This is a genomic window from Neobacillus sp. PVCKKU3, from assembly GCF_058323225.1.
In genome coordinates this window covers 44373-65786 of record NZ_JBLVQN010000005.1, presented here as the reverse complement: position 1 = coordinate 65786, position 21414 = coordinate 44373, and the positions used below count along the sequence as shown (strand labels likewise).

At 40.3% G+C, this 21414-nt stretch carries 24 protein-coding genes; 11 read left to right on the top strand and 13 right to left on the bottom strand.

Translation table 11 applies throughout. The features are described 5' to 3' along the window. Positions 1–71: 71 nt before the first annotated feature. The 3 genes from pulA to thpR are packed head-to-tail and all read right to left on the bottom strand — an operon-like array spanning position 72 to position 3761. Positions 72–2207, bottom strand: a complete 2136-nt coding sequence (gene pulA, locus ACNQGS_RS05020) for a type I pullulanase (protein WP_491486394.1) — start codon at positions 2205–2207, stop codon at positions 72–74. Then, the gene (locus ACNQGS_RS05015) at positions 2194–3177 is read right to left on the bottom strand and encodes a diacylglycerol/lipid kinase family protein (RefSeq protein WP_491486393.1); all 984 of its coding nucleotides are present in this window, start codon (positions 3175–3177) and stop codon (positions 2194–2196) included. Before ACNQGS_RS05015 ends, pulA begins: the two co-directional genes overlap by 14 nt. A gap of 14 nt (positions 3178–3191) precedes the next feature. Beyond that, a complete protein-coding gene (gene thpR / locus ACNQGS_RS05010; protein WP_491486392.1) occupies positions 3192–3761 on the bottom strand; it encodes an RNA 2',3'-cyclic phosphodiesterase in 570 nt (189 codons plus the stop codon). Positions 3762–3908: 147 nt separating this feature from the next. On the opposite strand from thpR, the gene cysK reads away from it, so the two are divergent. Then, on the top strand, positions 3909–4838 hold the full coding sequence (gene cysK / locus ACNQGS_RS05005) for a cysteine synthase A (RefSeq protein ID WP_491486391.1): 930 nt from the start codon (positions 3909–3911) through the stop codon (positions 4836–4838). Between the two features lie 345 nt (positions 4839–5183). Here cysK and dat read toward each other — a convergent pair whose 3' ends face one another. After that, positions 5184–6038 carry a D-amino-acid transaminase gene (dat, locus tag ACNQGS_RS05000; RefSeq protein WP_491486390.1) on the bottom strand — a complete coding sequence of 285 codons (855 nt, stop codon included), beginning with the start codon at positions 6036–6038 and terminating at the stop codon, positions 5184–5186. Between the two features lie 544 nt (positions 6039–6582). Between dat and ACNQGS_RS04995 the strand changes: the two genes are divergently transcribed. The 3 genes from ACNQGS_RS04995 to ACNQGS_RS04985 all read left to right on the top strand — a co-directional run bounded on the left by ACNQGS_RS04995 (position 6583) and on the right by ACNQGS_RS04985 (position 8963). Beyond that, entirely contained in the window at positions 6583–6804 is a 222-nt protein-coding gene (locus tag ACNQGS_RS04995; RefSeq protein WP_173058944.1) for a DeoR family transcriptional regulator, read from the top strand. Between the two features lie 141 nt (positions 6805–6945). Beyond that, positions 6946–7479: a hypothetical protein gene (locus ACNQGS_RS04990; protein WP_491486389.1), complete on the top strand. Its 534-nt coding sequence runs from the start codon at positions 6946–6948 to the stop codon at positions 7477–7479. A 113-nt stretch (positions 7480–7592) separates the two neighbouring features. Then, positions 7593–8963 carry an amino acid permease gene (locus ACNQGS_RS04985; RefSeq protein ID WP_491486388.1) on the top strand — a complete coding sequence of 457 codons (1371 nt, stop codon included), beginning with the start codon at positions 7593–7595 and terminating at the stop codon, positions 8961–8963. Positions 8964–9028: 65 nt separating this feature from the next. On the opposite strand, the gene ACNQGS_RS04980 is transcribed toward ACNQGS_RS04985, so the two are convergent. Beyond that, on the bottom strand, positions 9029–9466 hold the full coding sequence (locus ACNQGS_RS04980; RefSeq protein ID WP_491486387.1) for a DUF2935 domain-containing protein: 438 nt from the start codon (positions 9464–9466) through the stop codon (positions 9029–9031). A gap of 105 nt (positions 9467–9571) precedes the next feature. On the opposite strand from ACNQGS_RS04980, the gene ACNQGS_RS04975 reads away from it, so the two are divergent. After that, positions 9572–10324 (top strand): AAA family ATPase, encoded by a 753-nt coding sequence (locus tag ACNQGS_RS04975; protein ID WP_491486386.1) that lies wholly within the window; start codon positions 9572–9574, stop codon positions 10322–10324. Between the two features lie 23 nt (positions 10325–10347). On the opposite strand, the gene speD is transcribed toward ACNQGS_RS04975, so the two are convergent. Further along, complete coding sequence (gene speD, locus ACNQGS_RS04970) at positions 10348–11154, bottom strand: adenosylmethionine decarboxylase (protein ID WP_491486385.1); 807 nt, start codon at positions 11152–11154, stop codon at positions 10348–10350. A 232-nt stretch (positions 11155–11386) separates the two neighbouring features. Here speD and ACNQGS_RS04965 point away from each other — a divergent pair, with 232 nt between their 5' ends. Together ACNQGS_RS04965 and ACNQGS_RS04960 are read left to right on the top strand one after the other, a co-directional pair. Then, positions 11387–12598 (top strand): TolB family protein, encoded by a 1212-nt coding sequence (locus tag ACNQGS_RS04965; RefSeq protein ID WP_491486384.1) that lies wholly within the window; start codon positions 11387–11389, stop codon positions 12596–12598. 92 nt (positions 12599–12690) lie between these two features. After that, the gene (locus ACNQGS_RS04960; protein ID WP_491486383.1) at positions 12691–13125 is read left to right on the top strand and encodes a Dps family protein; all 435 of its coding nucleotides are present in this window, start codon (positions 12691–12693) and stop codon (positions 13123–13125) included. A 41-nt stretch (positions 13126–13166) separates the two neighbouring features. On the opposite strand, the gene ACNQGS_RS04955 is transcribed toward ACNQGS_RS04960, so the two are convergent. From ACNQGS_RS04955 to ACNQGS_RS04935, 5 genes are all read right to left on the bottom strand, one after another. Further along, positions 13167–13475 carry a hypothetical protein gene (locus tag ACNQGS_RS04955; RefSeq protein ID WP_491486382.1) on the bottom strand — a complete coding sequence of 103 codons (309 nt, stop codon included), beginning with the start codon at positions 13473–13475 and terminating at the stop codon, positions 13167–13169. Further along, positions 13460–14482 (bottom strand): anti-sigma factor, encoded by a 1023-nt coding sequence (locus ACNQGS_RS04950; protein WP_491486381.1) that lies wholly within the window; start codon positions 14480–14482, stop codon positions 13460–13462. Before ACNQGS_RS04950 ends, ACNQGS_RS04955 begins: the two co-directional genes overlap by 16 nt. A gap of 4 nt (positions 14483–14486) precedes the next feature. Next, a complete protein-coding gene (locus tag ACNQGS_RS04945; protein WP_491486380.1) occupies positions 14487–14969 on the bottom strand; it encodes a sigma-70 family RNA polymerase sigma factor in 483 nt (160 codons plus the stop codon). 110 nt (positions 14970–15079) lie between these two features. Next, positions 15080–15799: a pseudouridine synthase gene (locus ACNQGS_RS04940; RefSeq protein WP_491486379.1), complete on the bottom strand. Its 720-nt coding sequence runs from the start codon at positions 15797–15799 to the stop codon at positions 15080–15082. Further along, positions 15789–17420, bottom strand: coding sequence for a putative polysaccharide biosynthesis protein (locus ACNQGS_RS04935; protein ID WP_491486378.1), 1632 nt, complete (start codon positions 17418–17420; stop codon positions 15789–15791). The genes ACNQGS_RS04940 and ACNQGS_RS04935 overlap by 11 nt, the downstream gene beginning before the upstream one ends. Before the next feature lie 194 nt (positions 17421–17614). On the opposite strand from ACNQGS_RS04935, the gene ACNQGS_RS04930 reads away from it, so the two are divergent. Next, on the top strand, positions 17615–18889 hold the full coding sequence (locus tag ACNQGS_RS04930) for a BaiN/RdsA family NAD(P)/FAD-dependent oxidoreductase (RefSeq protein WP_491486377.1): 1275 nt from the start codon (positions 17615–17617) through the stop codon (positions 18887–18889). Positions 18890–18898: 9 nt separating this feature from the next. Here ACNQGS_RS04930 and ACNQGS_RS04925 read toward each other — a convergent pair whose 3' ends face one another. Further along, entirely contained in the window at positions 18899–19084 is a 186-nt protein-coding gene (locus ACNQGS_RS04925) for a sporulation protein Cse60 (protein WP_213144558.1), read from the bottom strand. 145 nt (positions 19085–19229) lie between these two features. On the opposite strand from ACNQGS_RS04925, the gene ACNQGS_RS04920 reads away from it, so the two are divergent. The 3 genes from ACNQGS_RS04920 to ACNQGS_RS04910 are packed head-to-tail and all read left to right on the top strand — an operon-like array spanning position 19230 to position 21050. Continuing rightward, on the top strand, positions 19230–19646 hold the full coding sequence (locus tag ACNQGS_RS04920; RefSeq protein WP_491486376.1) for a hypothetical protein: 417 nt from the start codon (positions 19230–19232) through the stop codon (positions 19644–19646). Then, positions 19646–20533 carry an FAD:protein FMN transferase gene (locus ACNQGS_RS04915; RefSeq protein WP_491486375.1) on the top strand — a complete coding sequence of 296 codons (888 nt, stop codon included), beginning with the start codon at positions 19646–19648 and terminating at the stop codon, positions 20531–20533. The genes ACNQGS_RS04920 and ACNQGS_RS04915 overlap by 1 nt, the downstream gene beginning before the upstream one ends. Then, entirely contained in the window at positions 20526–21050 is a 525-nt protein-coding gene (locus ACNQGS_RS04910; RefSeq protein ID WP_491486468.1) for a ferric reductase-like transmembrane domain-containing protein, read from the top strand. Before ACNQGS_RS04915 ends, ACNQGS_RS04910 begins: the two co-directional genes overlap by 8 nt. Positions 21051–21077: 27 nt before the next feature. On the opposite strand, the gene ACNQGS_RS04905 is transcribed toward ACNQGS_RS04910, so the two are convergent. Next, positions 21078–21383 carry a rhodanese-like domain-containing protein gene (locus tag ACNQGS_RS04905; RefSeq protein WP_491486374.1) on the bottom strand — a complete coding sequence of 102 codons (306 nt, stop codon included), beginning with the start codon at positions 21381–21383 and terminating at the stop codon, positions 21078–21080. Positions 21384–21414 lie beyond the last annotated feature (31 nt).

Genomic DNA, 21414 nt, shown 5'->3' with positions numbered 1-21414 from the left:
AATAGCATACAATAGCCATCTTAATAAATTTTATCTCCTATTGCTATTTTTCGTCAAGTAATCCTGGGAAACTATTTTTTTACTAAAACATTTAACGATATAGGTTCTACCTGAATTTCTGTTCCTTTAAAAACTTTTTTTTCAATAATACAGGCAGAATCTCTGTCGGCTAAAACGCTCCATTCCCCGTTTGGAATACTAACCTTATGAGAAGTTAACGAAGGATTAGTGATTAGAATAACAACAGAATCTCCCTGTTGAAAAGAGCATCCCAAAATTGGCGATGGAAGTGGCAACCTGCTTACTTGATTGCGAATTTCTGCTGCGGTTCTTAACCGGAAACAATGGTATTCTTTTCTGATTTGAATAAGCCCTTTTATATAATCTACATTTTCTATAAATTGACTTTTGCGATTCCAATCCAGTTGGTTTATGGAATCTGGAGATCGGTAGCTGTTACCTTCACCTTGTTTTGTTCGGAAAAATTCCTGCCCGCTGTGAAGGAAAGGAATTCCCTGCGCGAGAAGAACAATCCCTGTTGCAAGACGATGATACCTCATTCTTACAGCATCATCTACATCCGGCAGACAAGATTGCAGCTTATCCCATAGGGTATGATTATCATGGCATTCCACATAATTGATGGATTGGACTGGTTCATTAAAGATTCCTGCCCCTTTGGCCCTAAACCCAATACTTCCAGTAATCATTTCAAAGGCCGCCTCGAGATATTGTTTATTCCCTAAAGCATATCCTTTATCCAATATATTAAAGGTACTCCCTTTGATGGTATCGCGAAACTGGTCATTAAACTGGGCAATATCGGGCAGCTTTGCCTGATTGGCGATAATTGCCTTTTTCTGAAAAGGAAGCGGTGTATTTAAGTTCCAGCCCTCACCGAGGATGATAATACCCTTTTCCTGTCTATCACATACCTTTCTGACCGCGTTCATTGTTTCAATATCCAGGATTCCCATTAAATCAAAGCGAAAACCGTCAACATGATATTCCTCCAGCCAGTAGCGGATGGAGTCAACAATAAATTTTCGGACCATTTTCCTCTCTGAGGCAATGTCATTTCCCACGCCTGTTCCATTGGCAGGAAGGCCTATTTCGTTATGCCGGAAGTAGTAACCGGGAACAATTTTTTCAAAAGAGGATTCTTCACGGATATAGACATGATTATAAACAACATCCATAATGACCCTGAGGCCGACTCGGTGAATTTGGTCAATTAGATCTTTTAATTCGGATATCCGGGAATACGGGTCAGAGGGATTGGTGGAATAGCTGCCTTCCGGAGCATTAAAATGGAGCGGGTTATAACCCCAGTTATACTCTTTGTCTGGATTCCATTCATCGACTCCTGCAAAATCGTGGAAAGGAAGGAGTTCAAGATGGGTAATGCCCAATTCCTTTACATAGGATAGGCCTGTGGGTTCTCCATCCACCCCTTTGGTATTTAGTTCACCAGCACCAAGATATAGTCCTTTATTTTTCACACCGCTTTCAGGATGAATCGTAAAGTCGCGGACATGAGCTTCATAAATGATTGCCTCTACTGGACTGGTCATCGGCGGCAGTTCTACCTTTGGCCGTGCTGTTTTCTCTAAACTAACAATAACTCCATGCTCCCCATTGGCTGATACCGCCTTGGCATACGGATCCACTGCTTCCCGCCATGTTTTGTTAACCTGTACCAGGAAGCTATATTGATACAATTCCAAGTCGCGATTAATATCTAAACACCAAACGCCTCGATCCCCAAGCTTCATTTTTATGATTTCCGCATACTGGGTGGCAGGGTGGCGCAATTTAAATTTCACTTGCGTGGCAGTCGGAGCCCATAATTTAATTTGGGACCTATCACGTTGATACGTTACCCCCAAGTCATTTCCTTCATAAAAAAACTTATTATCAAATGCTTCTGTCCGAATAACTGCCCCTATTTGAAGGTCCGTCCTGCCGCCATGGTCATCAGCAATCACATATTCTTTGCCAAAGCATATCTCATCAGCTAACCGGCAAGTATATTTCAGATAATTTTCAATAGGGATTTTATCGATGATGTTCAAAGGACTCTTTTCCGCACCGCAGATTAAAGAAAATGAAGACGACTGGCCATTGTGGTAGGAAAGGGGAAGAAGTATCGTAATAATGGTCATTTCATCCAAATAGGCCTGAAAGATCCTTTTAGTTGATTCCATTCGAGTCCCTCTCTTTCAAATCAACTTCGTCCTTATAGCGCATTCGCGTTAACACTTGTAATGCTTTTGGAATAATCTCTGCCTTTAATGGAATATGTCCAACATGCTCCCCGTCTCCATGAACATAGAGCTTAACATCTGAACGAATTGTTATTGCTCTTCCTTGAAATGATTTTACCTCTTTGAAATAAATATGCTTCCCCCAAAAAACACTGATAAAAACAATTAAAAGCTTCAATCTTGATAACTCATGAACCACTGTAATATCAAGTAAACCATCCTGCGGTTCAGCTGCAGGTGCAATTTTCATTCCGCCCCCATAGTAGGGCTGGTTGGAGACAGTCACAAACCATGTTTGTTTAAATTTATGCTCTTTACCGTCAATTGATAAATCAATTGTAGAAGTTTTATAACAAAATAGTTCTTTCAGAAGAAAGTAAATATAAACCAGACGGCCCAAAGAGAATTTGTTTAACAGGGCTTTTACCCGCGAATGATTGACCTGATATGCAATCAATGCGTCGAATCCGGCACCCATATTATTAATAAAATATTGTTCGGACTTGTCCTGCATCGTAATTTTCCCAGCATCCATCGATGGAGCATCACTTTTCATCAGACGGAGCATCACTTTTAGGGCGGCAGCTGGGTCCGCTGGAATTTGAAATCCTCTAGAAAAATCATTTCCCGAACCACCCGGTATAAATCCTAACGTAATAGTCGGATGGTTAATGATTCCATTCACCACTTCATGAAGTGTCCCGTCACCTCCAACGGCAACGACGATTTTAGAATGGTTATTCTGGACCGCAATTTGCGCAGCCAGTTTTCTAGCATGTCCAGAATACTCCGTAAAAAAAGCCAAATAAGAAATTTCCTCTGACTTCAACTTCAGCTCAATTTTTCTCCAAATTTTATAACAATGGCCATTGCCGGCTTTAGGATTTATCACAAAGTATAATTCTTTCATATAACCAACCTTTTTTATGTTTGTAAAGGAAAAAGTTTAATGGCTTCATATTTCGGTGTTTGGTTAAGATGTGTTTGATATAACACCACTTCCCCAGCTAGAAAAGGGAGCGGTTCGGGCTGAAGCTCTTTCCAAATTGTAAGCTGCTCCTTTTGGAAGGGAACGTCCCCACGCCATTTTCTTGCCATTGTAATATGTGGGCGAAACGGCCTCTTTTCGAGCGCAAATCCTGCTCCCTCACATGCTTGGAATATCTTTTTTCGAAGGGCTTGCAGCTCGGGGCTTTCTTCTGTGTCCGCCCAAAACACTCGCGGGGAATCTTTCGCACCGAATATCCCCAGGTTATTAATTTTAAGTGTAAATGCTTGTTCAGATTTTATCGCTGATTTGACATTGTTTACGGAAGCTTCAAGCTTTTCGGCTGGAGCAGACCCAAGGAACGCCAATGTGATGTGCAGGTCCAGATGGTGCACCCAGCGCTGGAAAGGAAGCGCTGTCCTTAATTGTTCGATATGATTTTTCATAATTCCTTTCGTTTCTTCAGGAATTCTTATAGCATAGAAAAAATGAGTTTGATGTTCCACCGGCTTTTTTCATTCCTTTACTTTCATTTTAGTATTTTTTCTTCTCATTATCTTTATTTTGCAACAAAGATTATCCGATATTTTTTACATTGAAATTATTTTTATTTATTATAGAAATTAGAAGTAAAGGAAAGGATGTTCCCTATAGTGAAAGTTGTCAGTAATATTGCAGATTTAATTGGAGAAACACCTTTAGTCAAACTCAATCAGATTGTTCCTAAAGACGGGGCCTCAGTTTATTTGAAGCTGGAGTATTTTAATCCAAGTAAAAGTGTAAAGGACCGAGCTGCTTTCAATATGATTGTAGAAGCAGAAAAGGCAGGAAAGTTAACTCCGGGTGCAACAATCATTGAACCGACCAGCGGCAACACAGGAATCGGGCTGGCTATGAATGCAGCGGCACGCGGATATAAAGCTATTATTATCATGCCTGATACAATGACCCAGGAACGCATTAATATCTTAAAAGCTTACGGGGCTGAGGTTGTGCTTACCCCAGGAGATGAAAAAATGCCAGGTGCCATTAGGAAGGCGCAGGAACTTGCCGCTGAAATACCAAACAGTTTTATTCCAATGCAGTTTGAAAATGAAGCAAATCCCAATGCCCATCGGACTTCCACGGCTTTGGAGATTGTCGAGGCTGTTAAAGAAATTGGCAAGCCGCTTGGAGCGTTTGTTGCAACAGCGGGAACAGGTGGTACGATTACCGGGACTGGTGAAGTGTTAAAGGAGCATTTTGCGAATATAACCGTCCACGTTGTCGAACCAAAGGGATCGCCTGTTTTATCAGGGGGCAAACCCGGAAAGCACAAGCTTGTCGGAACAAGTCCGGGATTTATTCCGGAGATTCTGAATCAAGATGTTTATGATGAAATTCATCAAATTAGCGATGAAGATGCCTACGATACTGCGCGGAGATTAGCGACGGAGGAAGGAATACTCGTCGGCCCGTCATCAGGCGGAGCCTGCTTTGCCGCTCTACAGGTTGCCAAGCGTTTATCTCCTGATGAAATCGTTATCTGCATCGCCTGTGATACAGGAGAACGGTATTTATCGAGTGATTTGTTTCAGTTTTAATCCATAGGGCCTCATGATTGGACAACCTGGTTTATTCTCGGATATGACAGGTTTACTCTCGGATAAGCCGATTTTACTCTCGCATAAGTCTGGTTTACTCTCGAAAGCCGATTTTACTCTCGCATAAGGCTGGTTTACTCTCGGATAAGCCAATTTTACTCTCGCATAAGGCTGGTTTACTCTCGAAAGCCGATTTTACTCTCGGATAAGTCTGGTTTACTCTCGGATAAGCCGATTTTACTCTCGCATAAGGCTGGTTTACTCTCGGATAAATCAAATTTACTCTCGAAAGCCCATTTTTCTCTAACTTTAAAAAGACGTGGACCCTAATCCACGTCTTTTTCCTTATAATTCACCGCATTGTTTTTCAATCTCTTGAGTGAATAAATCCTGTAATCTGCTTGTTAACGGGCCGGGAACCCCGTTTCCAACCTTTTTGCCCGCAACTTCAATGATTGGCATAACCTCACCTGTTGTACTTGATAAGAACACTTCATCAGCAGCAGCCAATTCATCCAGCGTAAAGGTCCGCTCCTCAACAAGGATATTGTTGGCAGCACAGACCTGCAAAACAACGTCCTTGGTAATCCCTTTTAAAATCAAGTTATTCGATTGATGCGTGATGACCACGCCATTTTTCACAATAAAAATATTAGTAGAGCTTCCTTCAGTCACATCCTGTCCGCGATGCAGGATTGCTTCAAAGCAGCCCTTCTCAGCGGCCTGTTGTTTGGCAAGGATACTGCCAAGCAAATTTAAGCTTTTTATGTCACAGCGAAGCCAGCGGATATCCTCTGTAAGTATCGTTTTCACACCATTTTTCAAATTCTCAGCCGGCCTTGGAAGCTCCTTCGTATAGGCCGTCAGGGCCGGTACCACTTCTTTTGCCGGAAAAGAATGATTACGAGGCGCAACACCCCTAGTAACCTGCATATAAACGATGCCGGTATAAAGCTTATTCTTACCAACCAATTCCTCCAGCATTTCTGATAATTGTTCTGTAGAGTATGGGAGCGTTATGCCAATACTTTCTGAACTTTTTACAAAGCGATCCAAATGCTCCTTAATGGTAAACATTTTTCCGTTATAGATGCGAATGACCTCATACACTCCATCACCAAATTGATAGCCGCGGTCTTCAATGTCGACCTTGGCTTCTGATCGGTCTATCAGTGTACCGTTTAAAATGACAAAATTCATATTCAATACTCCTTTTTGTCGGCTTTTTATACTATTTTACCAATATTTTCGTAAAAAACGTAGTCACGGACATCCTGTTTACCTTTATTCAAAGTTTAAACAGAGTAATTTTTACTAAAAATTCAAAAAAATATCATAATCCAAACATGTATCCCCATACCTTATAGTATAAAAATAAATGAAAACTCGTCGATTGACGAGTCCGATAGGACGAAGTCAGAGGCGTAGTTGAATTTATGCGTTAGGAAAGTATTAATTTGAAAAATTTATGCTTTCCTATTAGCTAAAAAAGGAGGCAGAAAATCTCAAAAATTTGAAACCTTGTATGCATTTTTACGTAAACTTTACTATTGTGGTAGAAATTTTCTGAAATTATGGGTACAATATGGTTAGATGTATGACATCTAAGTACCACTTCATTGATTCCAAAAAAGGAGATGTCTGCGCGGAAAAGAAAACTACATATGTTGAAGAATCTTCTTCAAAGAGGCTGTCGGTAGAGGGATTTAGCCATAGGTTTGAAAAAAGGATAGGGAGTGGTTCTTTGAAACCTTCAACTAACCGGATGTTAAACCGCATCAAATGTATCTACATGTTTATCCGCAATAACGGCACTGTCACAACGCAGGAACTTGTAGAGGAATTTGGTATCACTCCTCGCACCATACAACGAGATTTAAATGTCTTAGCCTACAATGACTTGGTAATCAGCCCAAGCCGCGGAAAATGGACAACAACAGAAAAGAAAGTGAAGATGTCATCTTAAATTATCAACTAAAATTTCATTTAAACATAGAAACAGCACTGGGAAATATTACCCGTGCTGTTTTGTTGCTTTCAGAAAGGGGAATCTCGTGTTTTGACAGAATATTATTAATAGGAAAAAAATCCAAAGGACGGGTTTTACATGACAATTTACAGCTATTCCTCAATTCTTTCTGAAGGAGATGTGAAATTCCTTCTTAATCTATTGCCAAATAATTTAGAACCTCTTCCTGATATTTATCTTTTTGAAGATTGCCAATCTGTAGCCTCATTAATATGTGCTCACGCCAGCCTTTTTGAACGCTACAGTCTATTAAAATCTATTATTCAAAAAGGTGTTTTTTCAACTTTTAACTTTAAACATAATATAATATTCATTTACCTTTTTAATTTACCTTATAAAGATAAGCATTTAGTCAAACTCCATGGCGCCTATTGTTTATTTCATGAAATCCGTCACCATCATCAGTTATCCCTAAACAAACAGCAGTTTCACTCATATTCAATAAATTCAAGATCCTACAGCCAGCAATGGGTTGAAAAAGACGCAAACCAATTTGCCGTCAGGTGGATGAGAAAAAGCCGGAAGTCTATTAATGAAAAATTTCATCTCCCACATTCCTCTTGGGATATTAGAGTAAATGAACATAATCGGCTTAGAATCGTTACACATTAATATTACTAGTATAATATTTTCTTTGACAAACGGAGAAAAAATGGTATATTAGTATAAAATACTTTAGTGCTTAAAAGCGTTTAAGCAAAAGAGGAAAAGTAGGTCGGATTATGGTGAAAAAAAGTCAACAGGATTTAAAAAAAGGGCTATTGCCGAGACATGTACAGTTTATGGCATTAGCAGGAATGATTGGAACGGGTATTTTTAAAGGAAGCTCTGATACGTTGCATATTGCCGGTCCGAGTGTCATTATCACCTATTTAATCGGCGGACTGTTATTGTTTATCGTTATGGCGGCATTGGGAGAGATGGCGCTAGCAAACCCCAATTACAATGTCCAACATCTTGTCCATAAAGCCTTTGGATTCCGCTTTTCCTTTATCGTCGGTTGGCTTTATTGGATTAACTGGATTCTCGTCACTATCGTAGAACTCCTGGCCGCAGGAAGCTTCTTGCAATTTTGGTTTCCGACTGCCCCGCTATGGCTGCTAAGTTTTATATGCGCAGCGGTAATAGTCGGGATCAATCTTTTTCAAGTAAAATATTATGGTGAACTTGAATTTTGGTTTGCCGGAATCAAAATCCTTGCCTTAGTTGCTTTTATTATATTAGGAGCGTTACTGATATTTGGATTTATTCCAAGCACCGTACATGACCCGGTATCAAATTATACAGGAAACGGTGGATTTTTCCCTAATGGTATTGGCGGGATCATGAGTGCCTTTTTGGTTGTTATGTTTTCATATGGAGGCGCAGAGCTAATTGGAGTTGCCGTTACAGAAACGAAAGACAGTGAACGTGTTCTGCCGCAAATTATTAAAGGTGCCATTTTCCGTGTAATCATTTTTTACATTTTTCCAATCCTTATTATTTGCGGAATTATGCCTTGGAATAAGGTAACTGGCGAGGATAGCCCCTTCGTTCAGGTATTCAGCAGCGCCGGACTCCCGGGTGCGGCCCACATCATGAATTTTGTATTGTTAACAGCTGTTTTGTCTGCTGCCAATTCTGGCATTTATGCAACTTCAAGGACACTGTTTTCAATGGCCCAAAGTGGTGTAGCACCGAAAGGGCTAGCCAAGACATCTGCAAACGGAATTCCTATTGCAGGGATCTCCATTACAAGTGTTTTTATTGCAGCGGGGGTTTATCTTGCCTATTTAACACCCAGCCAGGTCATCAGTTATCTAATGACCATACCCGGATTTACAATCATGTTAATTTGGATTAGTATTTGTCTTGCGCAATTAAAGCTCCGCCCATATTATAACGACAAACCGAGATTTCTAGTAAAATGGTTCCCGTACACTACCATTTTTGCTGTTATTTCCTTAAGCACCATCTTTATTATGTTTTTGCTTAACCCAAATAATTTAATTGGCTCAAGTGTTTGCGTAATTACTGTTGGAGTATTGGTTATCCTTTCATTTTTTACACAAAACAGAGGGACAAAACTAAACATAAATCCATCAAGTCCATTTTAAAAGGCAGCCCCAAAAGGTCGATGAATAACGACTCAATTGGGGCTGCCTTTTTCTTTATATAATTATTAAGTTGTGGTTTGTGTATTATAGAGCAAAGCCTGGGCAATCCCGGTAAAGTATTCTGATTCTCTGATAATATGAACTAGGACCACCTTCGCGGTAGGATTGTCACTGACGGCGGCACTTTCGTTTTTGATTTGTTCACACAGCCTGATAAAGGACAGGCTCTCCTGCAGGCAGTATGAAATCAGTTGGATGACATGCTGGTGCAATTCATTGGTCACATTGGCACCGGATCGAATGACTATTTCAATGTAGCGGACAACCTGCTGATGAGTTTCAGCTAATGCAGCTTCCCATTTTTTCAACGCGTCCACAAACTCCGGTTCGAGTTCTTTTACTAACTCCCTTATTACAACGGTATGCTCTTCCTCTTGATGTTTCCAAAATTCTGCCTCGTCTAAAATTCTTAACGGCATTTGCTGTCCGTAGTAAAATTGCATTGACATCCCCTCCCCTGACAATCTATGGGATGGGCCTTTAAATTATTCGCACATTCCTGGTATCAAAATGGTAAAATAAGAAAAAGTCATTTTGAGGTTATAAATATGAGTTTAATTGGTAGTCAATATCTCAGAAGCGTTCAATTAATGAAAGAGGAATTACCTTCATCCAATCGGTACCCTTTTAATTTGTCGTGCATGAAAAATTGGCATGAACTATTTTTTCATCCAAAGGTTACTTTTCTTGTCGGGGAAAACGGCATGGGTAAATCGACATTATTAGAGGCAGTTGCGGTCGCACTTGGCTTTAACCCGGAAGGCGGTTCCTTCAATTTTAATTTTTCCACCTATGACTCCCATTCAGAATTTGGAGAATATCTTAAAGTTATTAAAGGCGCCGAAAAACCGCGGGATGGTTTTTTCCTAAGAGCGGAAAGCTTTTATAATGTGGCTTCTAATATTGAAGAGATGGATCGTGAGATTTTAGGTCGTCCGGTCATAGATTCTTTTGGAGGGGTTTCCCTTCACGAACAATCCCATGGTGAAGCCTTTTTCTCAACGTTCCTTCATCGATTTGGAGGCAATGGAATCTATATTTTAGATGAACCGGAAGCTGCCTTATCTCCATTACGGCAAATGTCGATGCTGACACGGATTCATGATTTAGTGAATGAGAATTCCCAATTTATCATTGCTACCCATTCACCAATCATCATGGCCTACCCTGAAGCAAAAATTTTCGAGTTCACTGAAGATGGTATTAGGGAAAGCCGGTTGGAGGACACAAACCACTTCCGTATCATGAAGCAGTTTTTTGAGGATAAAAATAGGATGCTGCATCATTTATTAAATGAGTAAAGCTCAGGAGAACCTGAGCTTTTCTAGATAATATTTTTCCCATAAAAAATTTCGTCCATTTCAAACTTAATTCTCTCTGTAATTTCAATAACCTCATCAGGTGACAATTTATCTTTTGTATAGCCAAATAAATAATGATTAAGGTCAAATTCCCTCAGCTTACATTTGGTGTGAAAAATGTTCTCTTGATAGACATTCACGTCAATCATATCAAACATTTCACCGACGTCCTCCGGAATGTAATTTTGGATTGAGCTGATTTCATGATCGATGAACAGCTTATATCCATCCTTATCACGCGTAAAGCCTCGAACACGGTAATCAATTGTCATCACGTCCGTTTCAAATGAACGGATTAAATAATGGAGCGCCTTAAGAGGCGAGATCTCTCCGCATGTAGAAACATCTATGTCTGCTCGAAATGTGCTGATTCCCTCGTCAGGATGATATTCAGGATATGTATGAACGGTAATATGGCTTTTATCTAATTGGAGGACTACAGATTCCATCAACGGACCCGGTGATTCCTCAAAGATTTCAGACGGCGCATTTTCAACCGGGCCTTCCGATACTAAGATCGTGACACTTGCTCCCGCAGGCTCGAAATCCTGACTCGCGATGTTTAATACATGTGCTCCTATAATGTCTGCTACATCCTTTAATATCCTAGTTAACCGCTCGGCACTGTATTGCTCATCGATATATTTTAAGTATGCTTCCCTCTCTTCTCTCGTTCTCGTATAACAAATATCATACATATTAAAACTTAATGATTTTGTCAAATTATTAAAGCCGTGTAATTCGATGCGTTGTTGATGTGTTAATTTCATTTCACTTCCCCCTAAAGACCATTTTCGCTTATAAATAATATTAATTTACCCATTAATCCTCATTTTTATGGGAAATATCATTTAGAAACAGGTGCAGAGTGTTGCCTCTGTTTTATTTTTTTGAAGAAAGCCATAATTTTTTTCAAATTTCGGAGGAAAATAATTGAAGGATTGACAATGAGGTGAAGAAATGAAAAAAAGGTTTTTGATAGTATTGATATTCCTAATACTAATGCCGAACCTTGTGAGAGCAGAACCAATAAACAACAAGGTGATGGTTGCCTTTGTAAGGGACGGATTCCTCTGGACAAAGATAGATGGAAAGGAAGAAAGAATTACAAAAGAGCCGGCAAAATATCCATATCCGCCCCAATGGTCCTATGATGGCAAATGGATTATGTATCAAGTCGAACCTAAAGAGAAGCTTAGTCCCAATGTAGAATTCCAGACGGAGGTTTGGGTATACAATCTAGAAACGAAAAAACATAAGAGAATAACTCTAGATGGAACTAATCCGAAATGGTCCCCAGTGGAAAACCTTGTTGCTTTTAAAAGCGGCGGTGTCTTAAATGTCTCGAATCTTGAAACTTTTTATAATATTGCCCTTGGTGTGGGAGACTACAATTGGTTTCCGGATGGACGGTCTTTCATCACAAGCTCGGGGGCTTCCCTAAGGCCTGATGGATGGACCAATCCTATTCTCTACAAGATTGGGCTTGAAAGGAATTTAGACAAAATCACTAGCCTCACTAAGAATGTGAACAAGTTTTATACCATTCCCAGTGAGTTGAAAAAAGGGGACGTCAGTTTGTTAGCAATTGATGCGACCGATTTCAAATTTTCTCCTGATGGTAAATGGATTTCCTTTATGGTCAGTCCTACTGCCTCTTGGTCAATGGACAGCAATTTAGTTTGTGTTATCTCGTCTGATGGGCAAACGTTCGAAGTTTTAGACGAAATTATTTGGGAAGTGGGGGCGCCCAAATGGGCGTTTCAGCAAAATCGGATTGGATATATCGCGGGAGGCGGGAGAATTGTCTCCGGCTTTAAGAACAAAGATATGAAGGTCACGGACCTGCCTGCCTTTCAAACCATCAGCCTGACACCAGCCCATTTTGCAGAATTAGGCTTCTCTTGGAAGGATGACCGGTCTCTTTATGTCTCAAGGGTAAAAGAAAGTGAATGGTCAAATAACCCAAAACAGCGGCCTGACCCATCGTTATTTTTTATAAAAATCGGTGATTCATCACAGAAACAAATTACCTATCCGCCAAAGGACTATGGCGATTACGATCCAATATATCTTTCGACCGCTGGTAAACTAACCTGGCTGCGTTATCAGGATATAGCCATGACAACCAGAGACTTATGGATTGCAGACCCTGATGGTAAAAACGCCAAGGTATGGATTAAAAACGTCGGGGGCTATGATTTTTACGAGTAAAAAACCCTATTTATAATTATTATAATTTAATATTGATTATAATATTATATATGTTATAATTAAAACAGATAGAAAAATAGGAGGAATGCTAAATGACACTAGAAAAAGTTCTTAACCAACAAATTGCAAACTGGAATGTCTTATATACAAAGCTTCATCGTTTTCACTGGTATGTAAAGGGACCTCACTTCTTTACATTACATGCTAAATTTGAGGAATTATATGAGGAAGCCGCAGCAACCATTGATGAATTTGCTGAGCAATTACTTACAATCGGCGGCAGCCCAGTCTCAACCTTGAAGGAATATTTGGAAATCGCAACAATCAGGGAAACAACAGACACTTTGAAGGCTGAGGAAATGGTCCAGACCATTGTAAACGACTTCACACAAATTATCGCTGAATTACAAGCTGGAATGGAAACAGCTGAACAAAACAATGACGAAGTAACCAGCGACATGTTTTTGGGACTGAAAGGCAAACTTGAGAAACATAACTGGATGTTAAAAGCATTTTTAGGTGCATAAAAAAATAGGACAAGGCATAATTGCTGCTTTGTCCTATTTTTTTAAGGTTTATAATTTATTCCCAGCGATGAAATGATCATCAAAAATGTGAAAATGAGCAGAAAGATGTTAAGGGAAAGACCCCAGATGGCATATAGTCTCGATCTTTTTAATGCAAATAGACCAATGACTCCAAGGAAAAATCCCACAATCGGAAGCTGAATAATAAAGACTCCAGGGAATACTTTTTCTTTTATTAACAGAGCCACATTTAAACCGGCCAATGATATAAGCGCAACAAGGAAAGAAAGAAATCCTGATATGGTGGGGAGGCGTCTATCCCCCCCTTTTTTCTTTACTCCCAGTTCCATAGTTTCACTTCCCCCACTTTCACGGCACGAATGACCTTTAAGTCTTGCAATTTTCTTAATTCCTCTGTCGGTCCGGTTATGACCGCCCCATAAACATTTATGCCATGCTTTTTAATATAGGTAAGTCTGCTTTTTAAGGCTAATGATTTGGCACGAGCCACCTTTTCCGCAACTGGTTCATTTCTTTCCAGCAAAGTTAAAATGTCCACAAACACTTCTTCATTTGTTTTCTCGTCTGTTCGAAATGGAGACCAAATCGTCGGATCATATTGTGCCGGGTAGCCTAGCGCAGTAATTGGTACTCCATCTTTATCCACCTGGGCAGCTTCCATTCCCGTATCAACAGCCAGCCAACGAAGTTCCATATTTTTGGGCAAATGCTTCTGTAACACGTCCGGCTCCATTAATTCGTTTAATGAAACATAAACTTCAGCAACTGTTCCGTCCGGCAGCTTATTTAAGATATCCCATTGATTTGTTTGATTAAATGGAATGGAGGCCTTCGGGTGAAACAACACTTCGGTTTCCTTGTCAGGAATTTCAGGCAGTGGACGGTCTAAAAGCATATTCTTCTTTGGAAAATTAGGATGGTCTAGAAAAAAATCAATTTCATAGTTTCCCGCCCGATAATCCTCTTTCCCGATTCTTTTAAAAACATCAAAGCTAATATTCATAGAAAAAAAGCCAATTTCATCTTCCAGCTTTATTTTTTCCAAGCCCATATTGGGTTCCGTTACATAGATTGTTTTTGTAACTACGTCTATCAGATGGTCCGCACGCCCGCCGATAGCGTAATACAAAGAGGTAGTTAAAGTCATGACGGGAACGATTAATAAGATAATAGCAAGGCTAATCATGATATTTGTTCTTCGTGCCATATTTTTTCCGATTGTCACTATTTCAGTTTGACTTTTTTTTGAATAAGGTTGTATTTCACTTACTTCATTCAGTGTTTCGTTTAGAAGTTTTTGATAATCATCTTCAAATTGATTCTTATCCTCGCTCATCTAACTACTTCCTTTCCTTTACTTTTTCGATAACTTTTTTCCGTCCCCTATGTAAATGGCTTTTCAGTTTATTTAAGTTTATTTCCAAAATTTCTGCCGTCTCACTGTAAGAAAGCCGGTGTAAATCGCATAGCAGCAGAACATGCTTTTCCTGTTCCTTTAATGAGTGAATATCTTTAATCAATAATTGAAAACTCTCTTTTTCCAGCAATCTTTTTTCCGGCGTTTCTTTAGATGAATGCCGCTCCTCCTTAGGTTCCTGAATGATGATCCGTTTATTTTTCCTTTGCAAATCAATGAAGGAGTGGTAGGCGACCTTAAACAACCATGCGCGTATATTTGAGATTTCATAGTCCTCTAGATGCAAATAGGCTCGGTAAAAGGATTCCTGAACCAAATCCTCAGCGACAAAATGATCCTTTGAAAGGGAGTACAGATATCGGTATAAATCATTTACATTGTCGCGGTATACTTGATCTAACTCCACTTTTGTTCCCCCTTTCACCATAACCACGTTTAACGATAGCAAAAGGTTGCAGTTTTGGAAAATTTTTTAATTTCCAAACAAAAAATAAAAGCAGCCCAAATTGAGCTGCTTCATGTCACCTGATAATCTTTTAATAATTCTACTTCTTCATCCGTCAATTCCCGATATTCTCCGAGTTCGAGCGTTTCATCCAGCTGCAATGGTCCCATCGATATCCGCTGTAAATAGACGACTCTTTTGCCCACAGCTTCGAACATTCTTTTCACTTGATGAAATTTCCCTTCGGTAATTGTCAGCTCGATATCTGAGCGGATACCGGATTTTATGATTTTCAGCTCACCAGGCTTGGTCAAATAGCCATCATCTAGGACAACACCTTTTGCGAAGGCTTTCACATCATCCTCTGTTACTTCACGATCAATAACAGCAAAATAGGTTTTCGGAACATGCTTTTTCGGTGAAAGAAGCCGATGCGCCAATTGACCATCATTCGTAATCAACAGCAAGCCCTCAGTGTCCTTGTCGAGGCGGCCGACAGGAAACGGTTCATACACCTGATCCTCCATCTCTAGTAAATCAATGACTGTTTCATCTACGTTATCCTCTGTTGCAGAAATTACTCCTGGAGGCTTGTTCATCATTAAATAGATAAATTCTTTGTATTCAATCACTTCCCCGTTTAATGTCACGGTTTGTGTATTTGGATCCACATGCTGCTTGGCATCCTTGATGACAACATCATCTACTTTAACAGCACCATTTTTCAGAAGCTGTTTGACTTCCTTACGGCTGCCAAAGCCAAGATTGGCAAGCATTTTATCAATTCTCAACAGCTTTTCTCCTTCCAAATAATTTTAATTTGGATAGTAAACGGTCTACTCTATTTCCAAATAAGCGCCGGGCCAGACCCGATTTTACTCCAAGGTAAAAATAAATACCAGCGCCAACCCCTGCACTTATTAAAATAATGGCCACAGATTGAAGCTTTGATTCCGGTGATAAAAATAACAATAAAAATCGATAAACAACCTCGGTGCCAACCCACATCAGTCCGGCAAAAATGGCAATCAATAAGCTTCTCCGCCAAACCAGCCGGAACGGATATTTGGCAAATTTCTTAATGATAATGATATTAATGATTATGGCGGCTGTGTAGCCAAGTGTCGTTGCCAACACCGCCCCTTTTATTTCCATCAGCTCAATCAGGGGTATATTTAAGGTTAATTTGATTAATAAGCCAACAAGCAAACTCAATATCGTAAAACGCTGTTCATTGATTCCCTGCAGGATTGCGGCTGTTACAGAGTAAAGCGAAAACAATATCGCAACAGGAGCATATGTGCTTAAGACTCCCGCGCCCAATAAATTATGTTCATAAAACGCCGTATAGACAGGCTCAGCCAGCAAAGAAAGCCCGATTGCTGCCGGCAACGTCAAAAACAAAAGCACTTGAAAGGTTTGGTTCAACTGGTGATTTAAACTTTTTCGATTCCCCTCCACAAACGCCTTTGTGATGCTTGGGACAAGCGCTAAAGAAAAGCCTATAGCCAACGAAACAGGGATAATGACGATTTTATGCGATTCAAAATTCAAAATAGAAAAATAATCTTCCGCCACTTTTGCCTTTCCGATGGCAGCCATGGCCTTCGTAAAGGTAAATTGATCAATTGCTTGAAACAATGGATTAGCAATTCCAACCAGCACAAACGGGAATGCAGAAATAAAGATTTCCTTGTAAATTTCCTTTAGTGATATATCTATTGTGCCTTTGTCATGGGTTAGAAGTTCGTCCAAATGTGGCTTTCGTTTATACCAATACCAAAATAAAACAAGCAAGCCCCCAATAGCCCCGGTAAAGGCGGCAAAGGTTGCAACACTGACGGCGGTAACCATTTTTCCATGAAAAACTTGAAGGACGATATAGGCTCCCAAAAGCGTAAAGGTAATCCTGACGATTTGTTCGATTACCTGAGAAAGAGCCGAAGGCCCCATTGATTGATGGCCCTGAAAATAGCCTCTAATGAGACTCATAAATGGAACCACTATTAAGGCAAAGCTGACTGCTCGCATGACAGTGGTAACATTTCCTATGTTTGCTTTTTCATCACCTATACTCATTTCCGCTAAAACGGGTGCAGCAATATACATTACCAAGAAGGCGGCAAAACCAGTTGCCAGCATGATCACTAAGCCAGATTTAAACAGCTTCCTGCCAACCGCATACTCTTCGAGTGCATTATATTTGGAAATAAATTTAGAAACAGCCAGCGGAACTCCGGCTGTTGCAATACTGATAAAAATGGTATATGGGACATACGAAAATTGGTAAAGAACTGTCCCTTCCCGGCCAACTATTTGAAAGAATGGAATGACATAAATAAGTCCGAGAATTTTTGAAAGAATCGTTCCAACTGTTAATATAAAGGTTCCTCTTAATAGCTTAGATTGCATAGAATCCCTTCCTGCTTGCAGAAATACGTGCGCATTCGTTTAGAAAAAAATTCGACTTTTTTTGCACACTATTGATAGTTTACAACTTCTTCTCCCTCGATGCTACTCACAACCAAAGCAAATTTATGAAAAGTCGTTTATTTTCCTTATGTTATGCTTATAATGAAGTGAATATATTTTAAGTTGGTGTAAATATGGAATTTGATTGTATAGTCATAGGCGGCGGGCCATCAGGACTAATGGCAGCCATCGCCGCAGGGGAAAAAGGCGCTAAGGTGCTGTTAATTGATAAAGGGGACAAGCTTGGCCGAAAGCTGGCCATTTCCGGCGGCGGGCGCTGCAATGTCACAAACCGTCTGCCTGTTGAAGAAATTATTAAGCATATCCCGGGAAACGGCAAGTTTTTATATAGCGCTTTTTCGATATTTAATAATGAAGATATCATTCGTTTCTTTGAAGGGTTGGGAATTACCTTAAAGGAAGAAGACCATGGGCGGATGTTTCCGGTAACAGACAAAGCCCAATCAGTCGTCGATGCACTGTTATCTCAATTAGAAAAATTACAGGTCAAAATTTTTAAAAATTGCGCTGTCGCCGAGGTCTTATATGAAAACGGACAAACCGCAGGAGTCCTGTTAAGGGACGGACAAACGATTGCCGCGAAATCGGTTGTAATTGCAGTCGGGGGCAAATCCGTTCCGCATACAGGGTCAACCGGGGATGGCTATGCCTGGGCAGAGAAAGCTGGCCATAATATTACAGATTTGTTCCCTACCGAAGTGCCAGTAACTTCCGCTGAGTCTTTTATTAAAAATAAAACCCTCCAAGGTTTGTCACTCCGGGATATTGAATTAAGTGTATTGAACCCAAAAGGGAAACCCTTGATTTCGCACCGTATGGACATGATTTTTACCCATTTCGGAATCAGCGGGCCGGCCGTTCTGCGCTGCAGCCAGTTTATTGTCAAGGCGATGAAAAAGTGGAATTTAACACAGGTAACAATGAGTCTTGATGCTCTCCCTGACCGCAACGAGGAAGAGATTTTTCAAGAGATGATGAAGCTTGTAAAAGCCGAACCGAAAAAAAGCATCAAAAATACGTTAAAAGGATTATTGCCTGAACGTTACCTGCTATTTCTGCTCGAACAAAACGAGATTGATACTTCGGCACAGGGCGGAACGATTGCGCATGAAAAAATCCGCAGTTTCGCTAAGAACTGCAAGCAGTTCGAATTTAAAGTGAATGGAACGCTCTCAATCGAAAAGGCATTTGTCACCGGCGGGGGTGTCTCTGTCAAAGAAATAGACCCAAAAACAATGGGATCGAAACTTATGGATGGTTTATATTTTTGCGGAGAAATCCTTGATATCCACGGATATACAGGTGGATATAATATTACCTCTGCACTTGTGACCGGGAGACTTGCAGGGACCAACGCTGCCCTCTCTGCAAAAAAACAATGGGCCTGATTCTTTATATCAGGCCCGGTAAATAATCATCGCCGAAAAACAATAAATCTGATCTTCTTCCTCATCTTCCTGAAATGCAGCTACGTTATATTTAATATCCAAGAGACTCTTATCATCCAAACCTCTTAAAAAACTATTCATTTCTTTCTCCAAATCCTTCTCATGCTCACGGTCAAACAGCTTTACCTGAATCATCGGGCTCTCCCTTTCTTTTTTTCTATCATTATGACCATTTTTTCAAAATTTTAAAAATTAACTTCCGCTAAAAATTAAGATGAAGTTAAGGTTAAGCCTATACACTTCTTTTTGTAGGTTGTTAGTTCAGAAAGGAGAGATTCACTTGAATAAAAAACAAAAGATCTCCTGGGAAGTTAGCTTTGGGAGTTTAGCATTAGTAGCAGGAATGATGTCATATCTAGGATTTTCCAACGGCGGCAATCCATTTACCGCGAATCAGGGGGCTGCCGCGCAGCAGCAGGATGGGTCTGGAAACCAGCCACAGCAATTTGGAACCCAATCTGGGCAGGGAGAGGACAGCTTTGCATCCCAATCCCAAGATGGGCAAGGAAGCTTTGGATTCCGGCATGGCCATGACCGTTTTGGCGGGGATTATTCCGGAAAAACAAACGGAGATAATGGCTCCTTTGACTCCAGCAGCGGGTCCTCTCAAGATGACAACGGGCAAAATCAATTTTCAAATAGCGACTCTGGATTTGGGCATCATGGGAGCTTTGACACAACGACAGGTGGCACCTGATGTTTAACTATCAATTTAACTCGATGAGTACTACAGTTAAAATTGCCATTAGCTATGAGCTTTCTAACCATGATTTGAGCTTAATCTATCAGCTATTTGAATTAATTGAAAAAACCTGCAGCCGCTTTAGAAGCGACAGTGAGTTGTCCCTTTTAAACAGGCAAATTTCAAAGGAGGCCATTGTCTCCTTTGAAATGTTTTCGATTTTAACGGAAGCGGATAAATTTTACTGGGAGTCAAACGGAATCTTCAATCCAGGGATTTTATCTGCTCTTGAAACAAATGGATATAATCAATCTATTGAATTTGTCAGAGGTCAAAATATGGACCTGCATCTAGATGCTATCGGGGTAACATCCCAGCCATTTAAGTTAAACCGGGACCGACAGGCGGTTACGCTGCACACAAGAATCGACCTTGGCGGCATTGCCAAGGGATGGGTGATTGACCGTGCCGCTGAAATGCTCGAAAAATACGGCTATGGATTCATCAATGTTGGCGGTGACATGCGAATTTTTGGAACACTGCCCCGACCGCTTAACATCGGGATTGAACATCCAATGAATCTATCGAATATGATTTCATCAGTTCAGGTTCAAGAAGGGGCCATCGCCACTTCCACTTCGGCAAAGCGAAAGTGGTTTGTAAATGGAGAATTAAAGCACCATTTAATTGATCCAAGAACAGGTGATTCATCTGAGAGTTCCGTTATCTCCGCCACCGTCACAGCCCCGACTGCTACAGAAGCGGATGTTTGGTCTAAAATTATTCTTTTAATTGGAGAGAGGGACGGACCGGGAAAGGTTTTGGAAAAAGGACTTGGAGCCGTTTTAATCAATCAAAACTACGGCATCTGGAAAGGAGGAAATTTATTTGGAAATGTTTGAGTGGTACCTAATACGTACGACAGGAACAATTGCCTATGTATTGCTTTACTTATCTGTCATGATCGGTCTTTACACACAAGTACAGAAAAAACGGAAGCAAAAAATTGCTGTACCTTTAATCTGGCATGAGTCGTTGTCGAACTGGGCTTTTATCCTTACTTTAGGACATGTCGTCACTACACTTATTGATCAGTATATGTCATTTCAGTGGTTCGAAGTGCTGATTCCATTTCAAACAGACTATCAGCCAATCCCAATGGCACTAGGCATACTTGCCCTCTACTTCTTGATTTTAACCATAGTAACATCAAAGGCCCGGAAAGCAATCGGCTATCAGGCTTTCCGAAAAGTACATTCTTTAAACCCAATTCTATATATTTTTACAACCATGCATGGACTCATGATGGGTTCAGATTTTCAAGGGATTATTGTTGCAGCTGTAAACCTTCTTCCATTTTTGGTTTTTGGGATTTTGCTATTAAAAGATAAAAAGGAACTTGACGCTCCATATTCATAAAAAAAACCGATTCCAAAAAGGAATCGGTTATTCTGTTTCACCCGTCCACTCAAGCATGCCGCCCACCATGTTGCGGACCTTGTAGCCTTGCTCCTGCAGGTAGTGACAGACATTGCCGCTGCGACCGCTAGATCTACAGATGAAAATATATTCTTTATCTTTGTCAAAATAATCAAGCTGTGCCGGGATATCCCCCATTCGGATATGCTTGGCACCTGGAATCATGCCCATAGCAACCTCGTGGTCTTCCCTGACATCCACCATTTCAGGCTTTTCTCCTGCTTCAAGCTTCTTTTTCAATTCCTCAGTAGTGATTGTTTTGATTTCTTCCATTTTATCCATCCCCTTCAAAAGAGGCTGCCCC

What these genes read in the sequence shown, in the direction of transcription:
- pulA (WP_491486394.1), bottom strand. Translation starts at nt 2,207, where the DNA reads ATGGAATCAACTAAAAGGATCTTTCAGGCCTATTTGGATGAAATGACC.
- ACNQGS_RS05015 (WP_491486393.1), bottom strand. Translation starts at nt 3,177, where the DNA reads ATGAAAGAATTATACTTTGTGATAAATCCTAAAGCCGGCAATGGCCAT.
- dat (WP_491486390.1), bottom strand. Translation starts at nt 6,038, where the DNA reads ATGAATTTTGTCATTTTAAACGGTACACTGATAGACCGATCAGAAGCC.
- ACNQGS_RS04990 (WP_491486389.1), top strand. Translation starts at nt 6,946, where the DNA reads ATGACAATTTACAGCTATTCCTCAATTCTTTCTGAAGGAGATGTGAAA.
- ACNQGS_RS04980 (WP_491486387.1), bottom strand. Translation starts at nt 9,466, where the DNA reads ATGCAATTTTACTACGGACAGCAAATGCCGTTAAGAATTTTAGACGAG.
- ACNQGS_RS04975 (WP_491486386.1), top strand. Translation starts at nt 9,572, where the DNA reads ATGAGTTTAATTGGTAGTCAATATCTCAGAAGCGTTCAATTAATGAAA.
- speD (WP_491486385.1), bottom strand. Translation starts at nt 11,154, where the DNA reads ATGAAATTAACACATCAACAACGCATCGAATTACACGGCTTTAATAAT.
- ACNQGS_RS04965 (WP_491486384.1), top strand. Translation starts at nt 11,387, where the DNA reads ATGCCGAACCTTGTGAGAGCAGAACCAATAAACAACAAGGTGATGGTT.
- ACNQGS_RS04960 (WP_491486383.1), top strand. Translation starts at nt 12,691, where the DNA reads ATGACACTAGAAAAAGTTCTTAACCAACAAATTGCAAACTGGAATGTC.
- ACNQGS_RS04955 (WP_491486382.1), bottom strand. Translation starts at nt 13,475, where the DNA reads ATGGAACTGGGAGTAAAGAAAAAAGGGGGGGATAGACGCCTCCCCACC.
- ACNQGS_RS04950 (WP_491486381.1), bottom strand. Translation starts at nt 14,482, where the DNA reads ATGAGCGAGGATAAGAATCAATTTGAAGATGATTATCAAAAACTTCTA.
- ACNQGS_RS04935 (WP_491486378.1), bottom strand. Translation starts at nt 17,420, where the DNA reads ATGCAATCTAAGCTATTAAGAGGAACCTTTATATTAACAGTTGGAACG.
- ACNQGS_RS04930 (WP_491486377.1), top strand. Translation starts at nt 17,615, where the DNA reads ATGGAATTTGATTGTATAGTCATAGGCGGCGGGCCATCAGGACTAATG.
- ACNQGS_RS04925 (WP_213144558.1), bottom strand. Translation starts at nt 19,084, where the DNA reads ATGATTCAGGTAAAGCTGTTTGACCGTGAGCATGAGAAGGATTTGGAG.
- ACNQGS_RS04915 (WP_491486375.1), top strand. Translation starts at nt 19,646, where the DNA reads ATGTTTAACTATCAATTTAACTCGATGAGTACTACAGTTAAAATTGCC.
- ACNQGS_RS04910 (WP_491486468.1), top strand. Translation starts at nt 20,526, where the DNA reads ATGTTTGAGTGGTACCTAATACGTACGACAGGAACAATTGCCTATGTA.
- ACNQGS_RS04905 (WP_491486374.1), bottom strand. Translation starts at nt 21,383, where the DNA reads ATGGAAGAAATCAAAACAATCACTACTGAGGAATTGAAAAAGAAGCTT.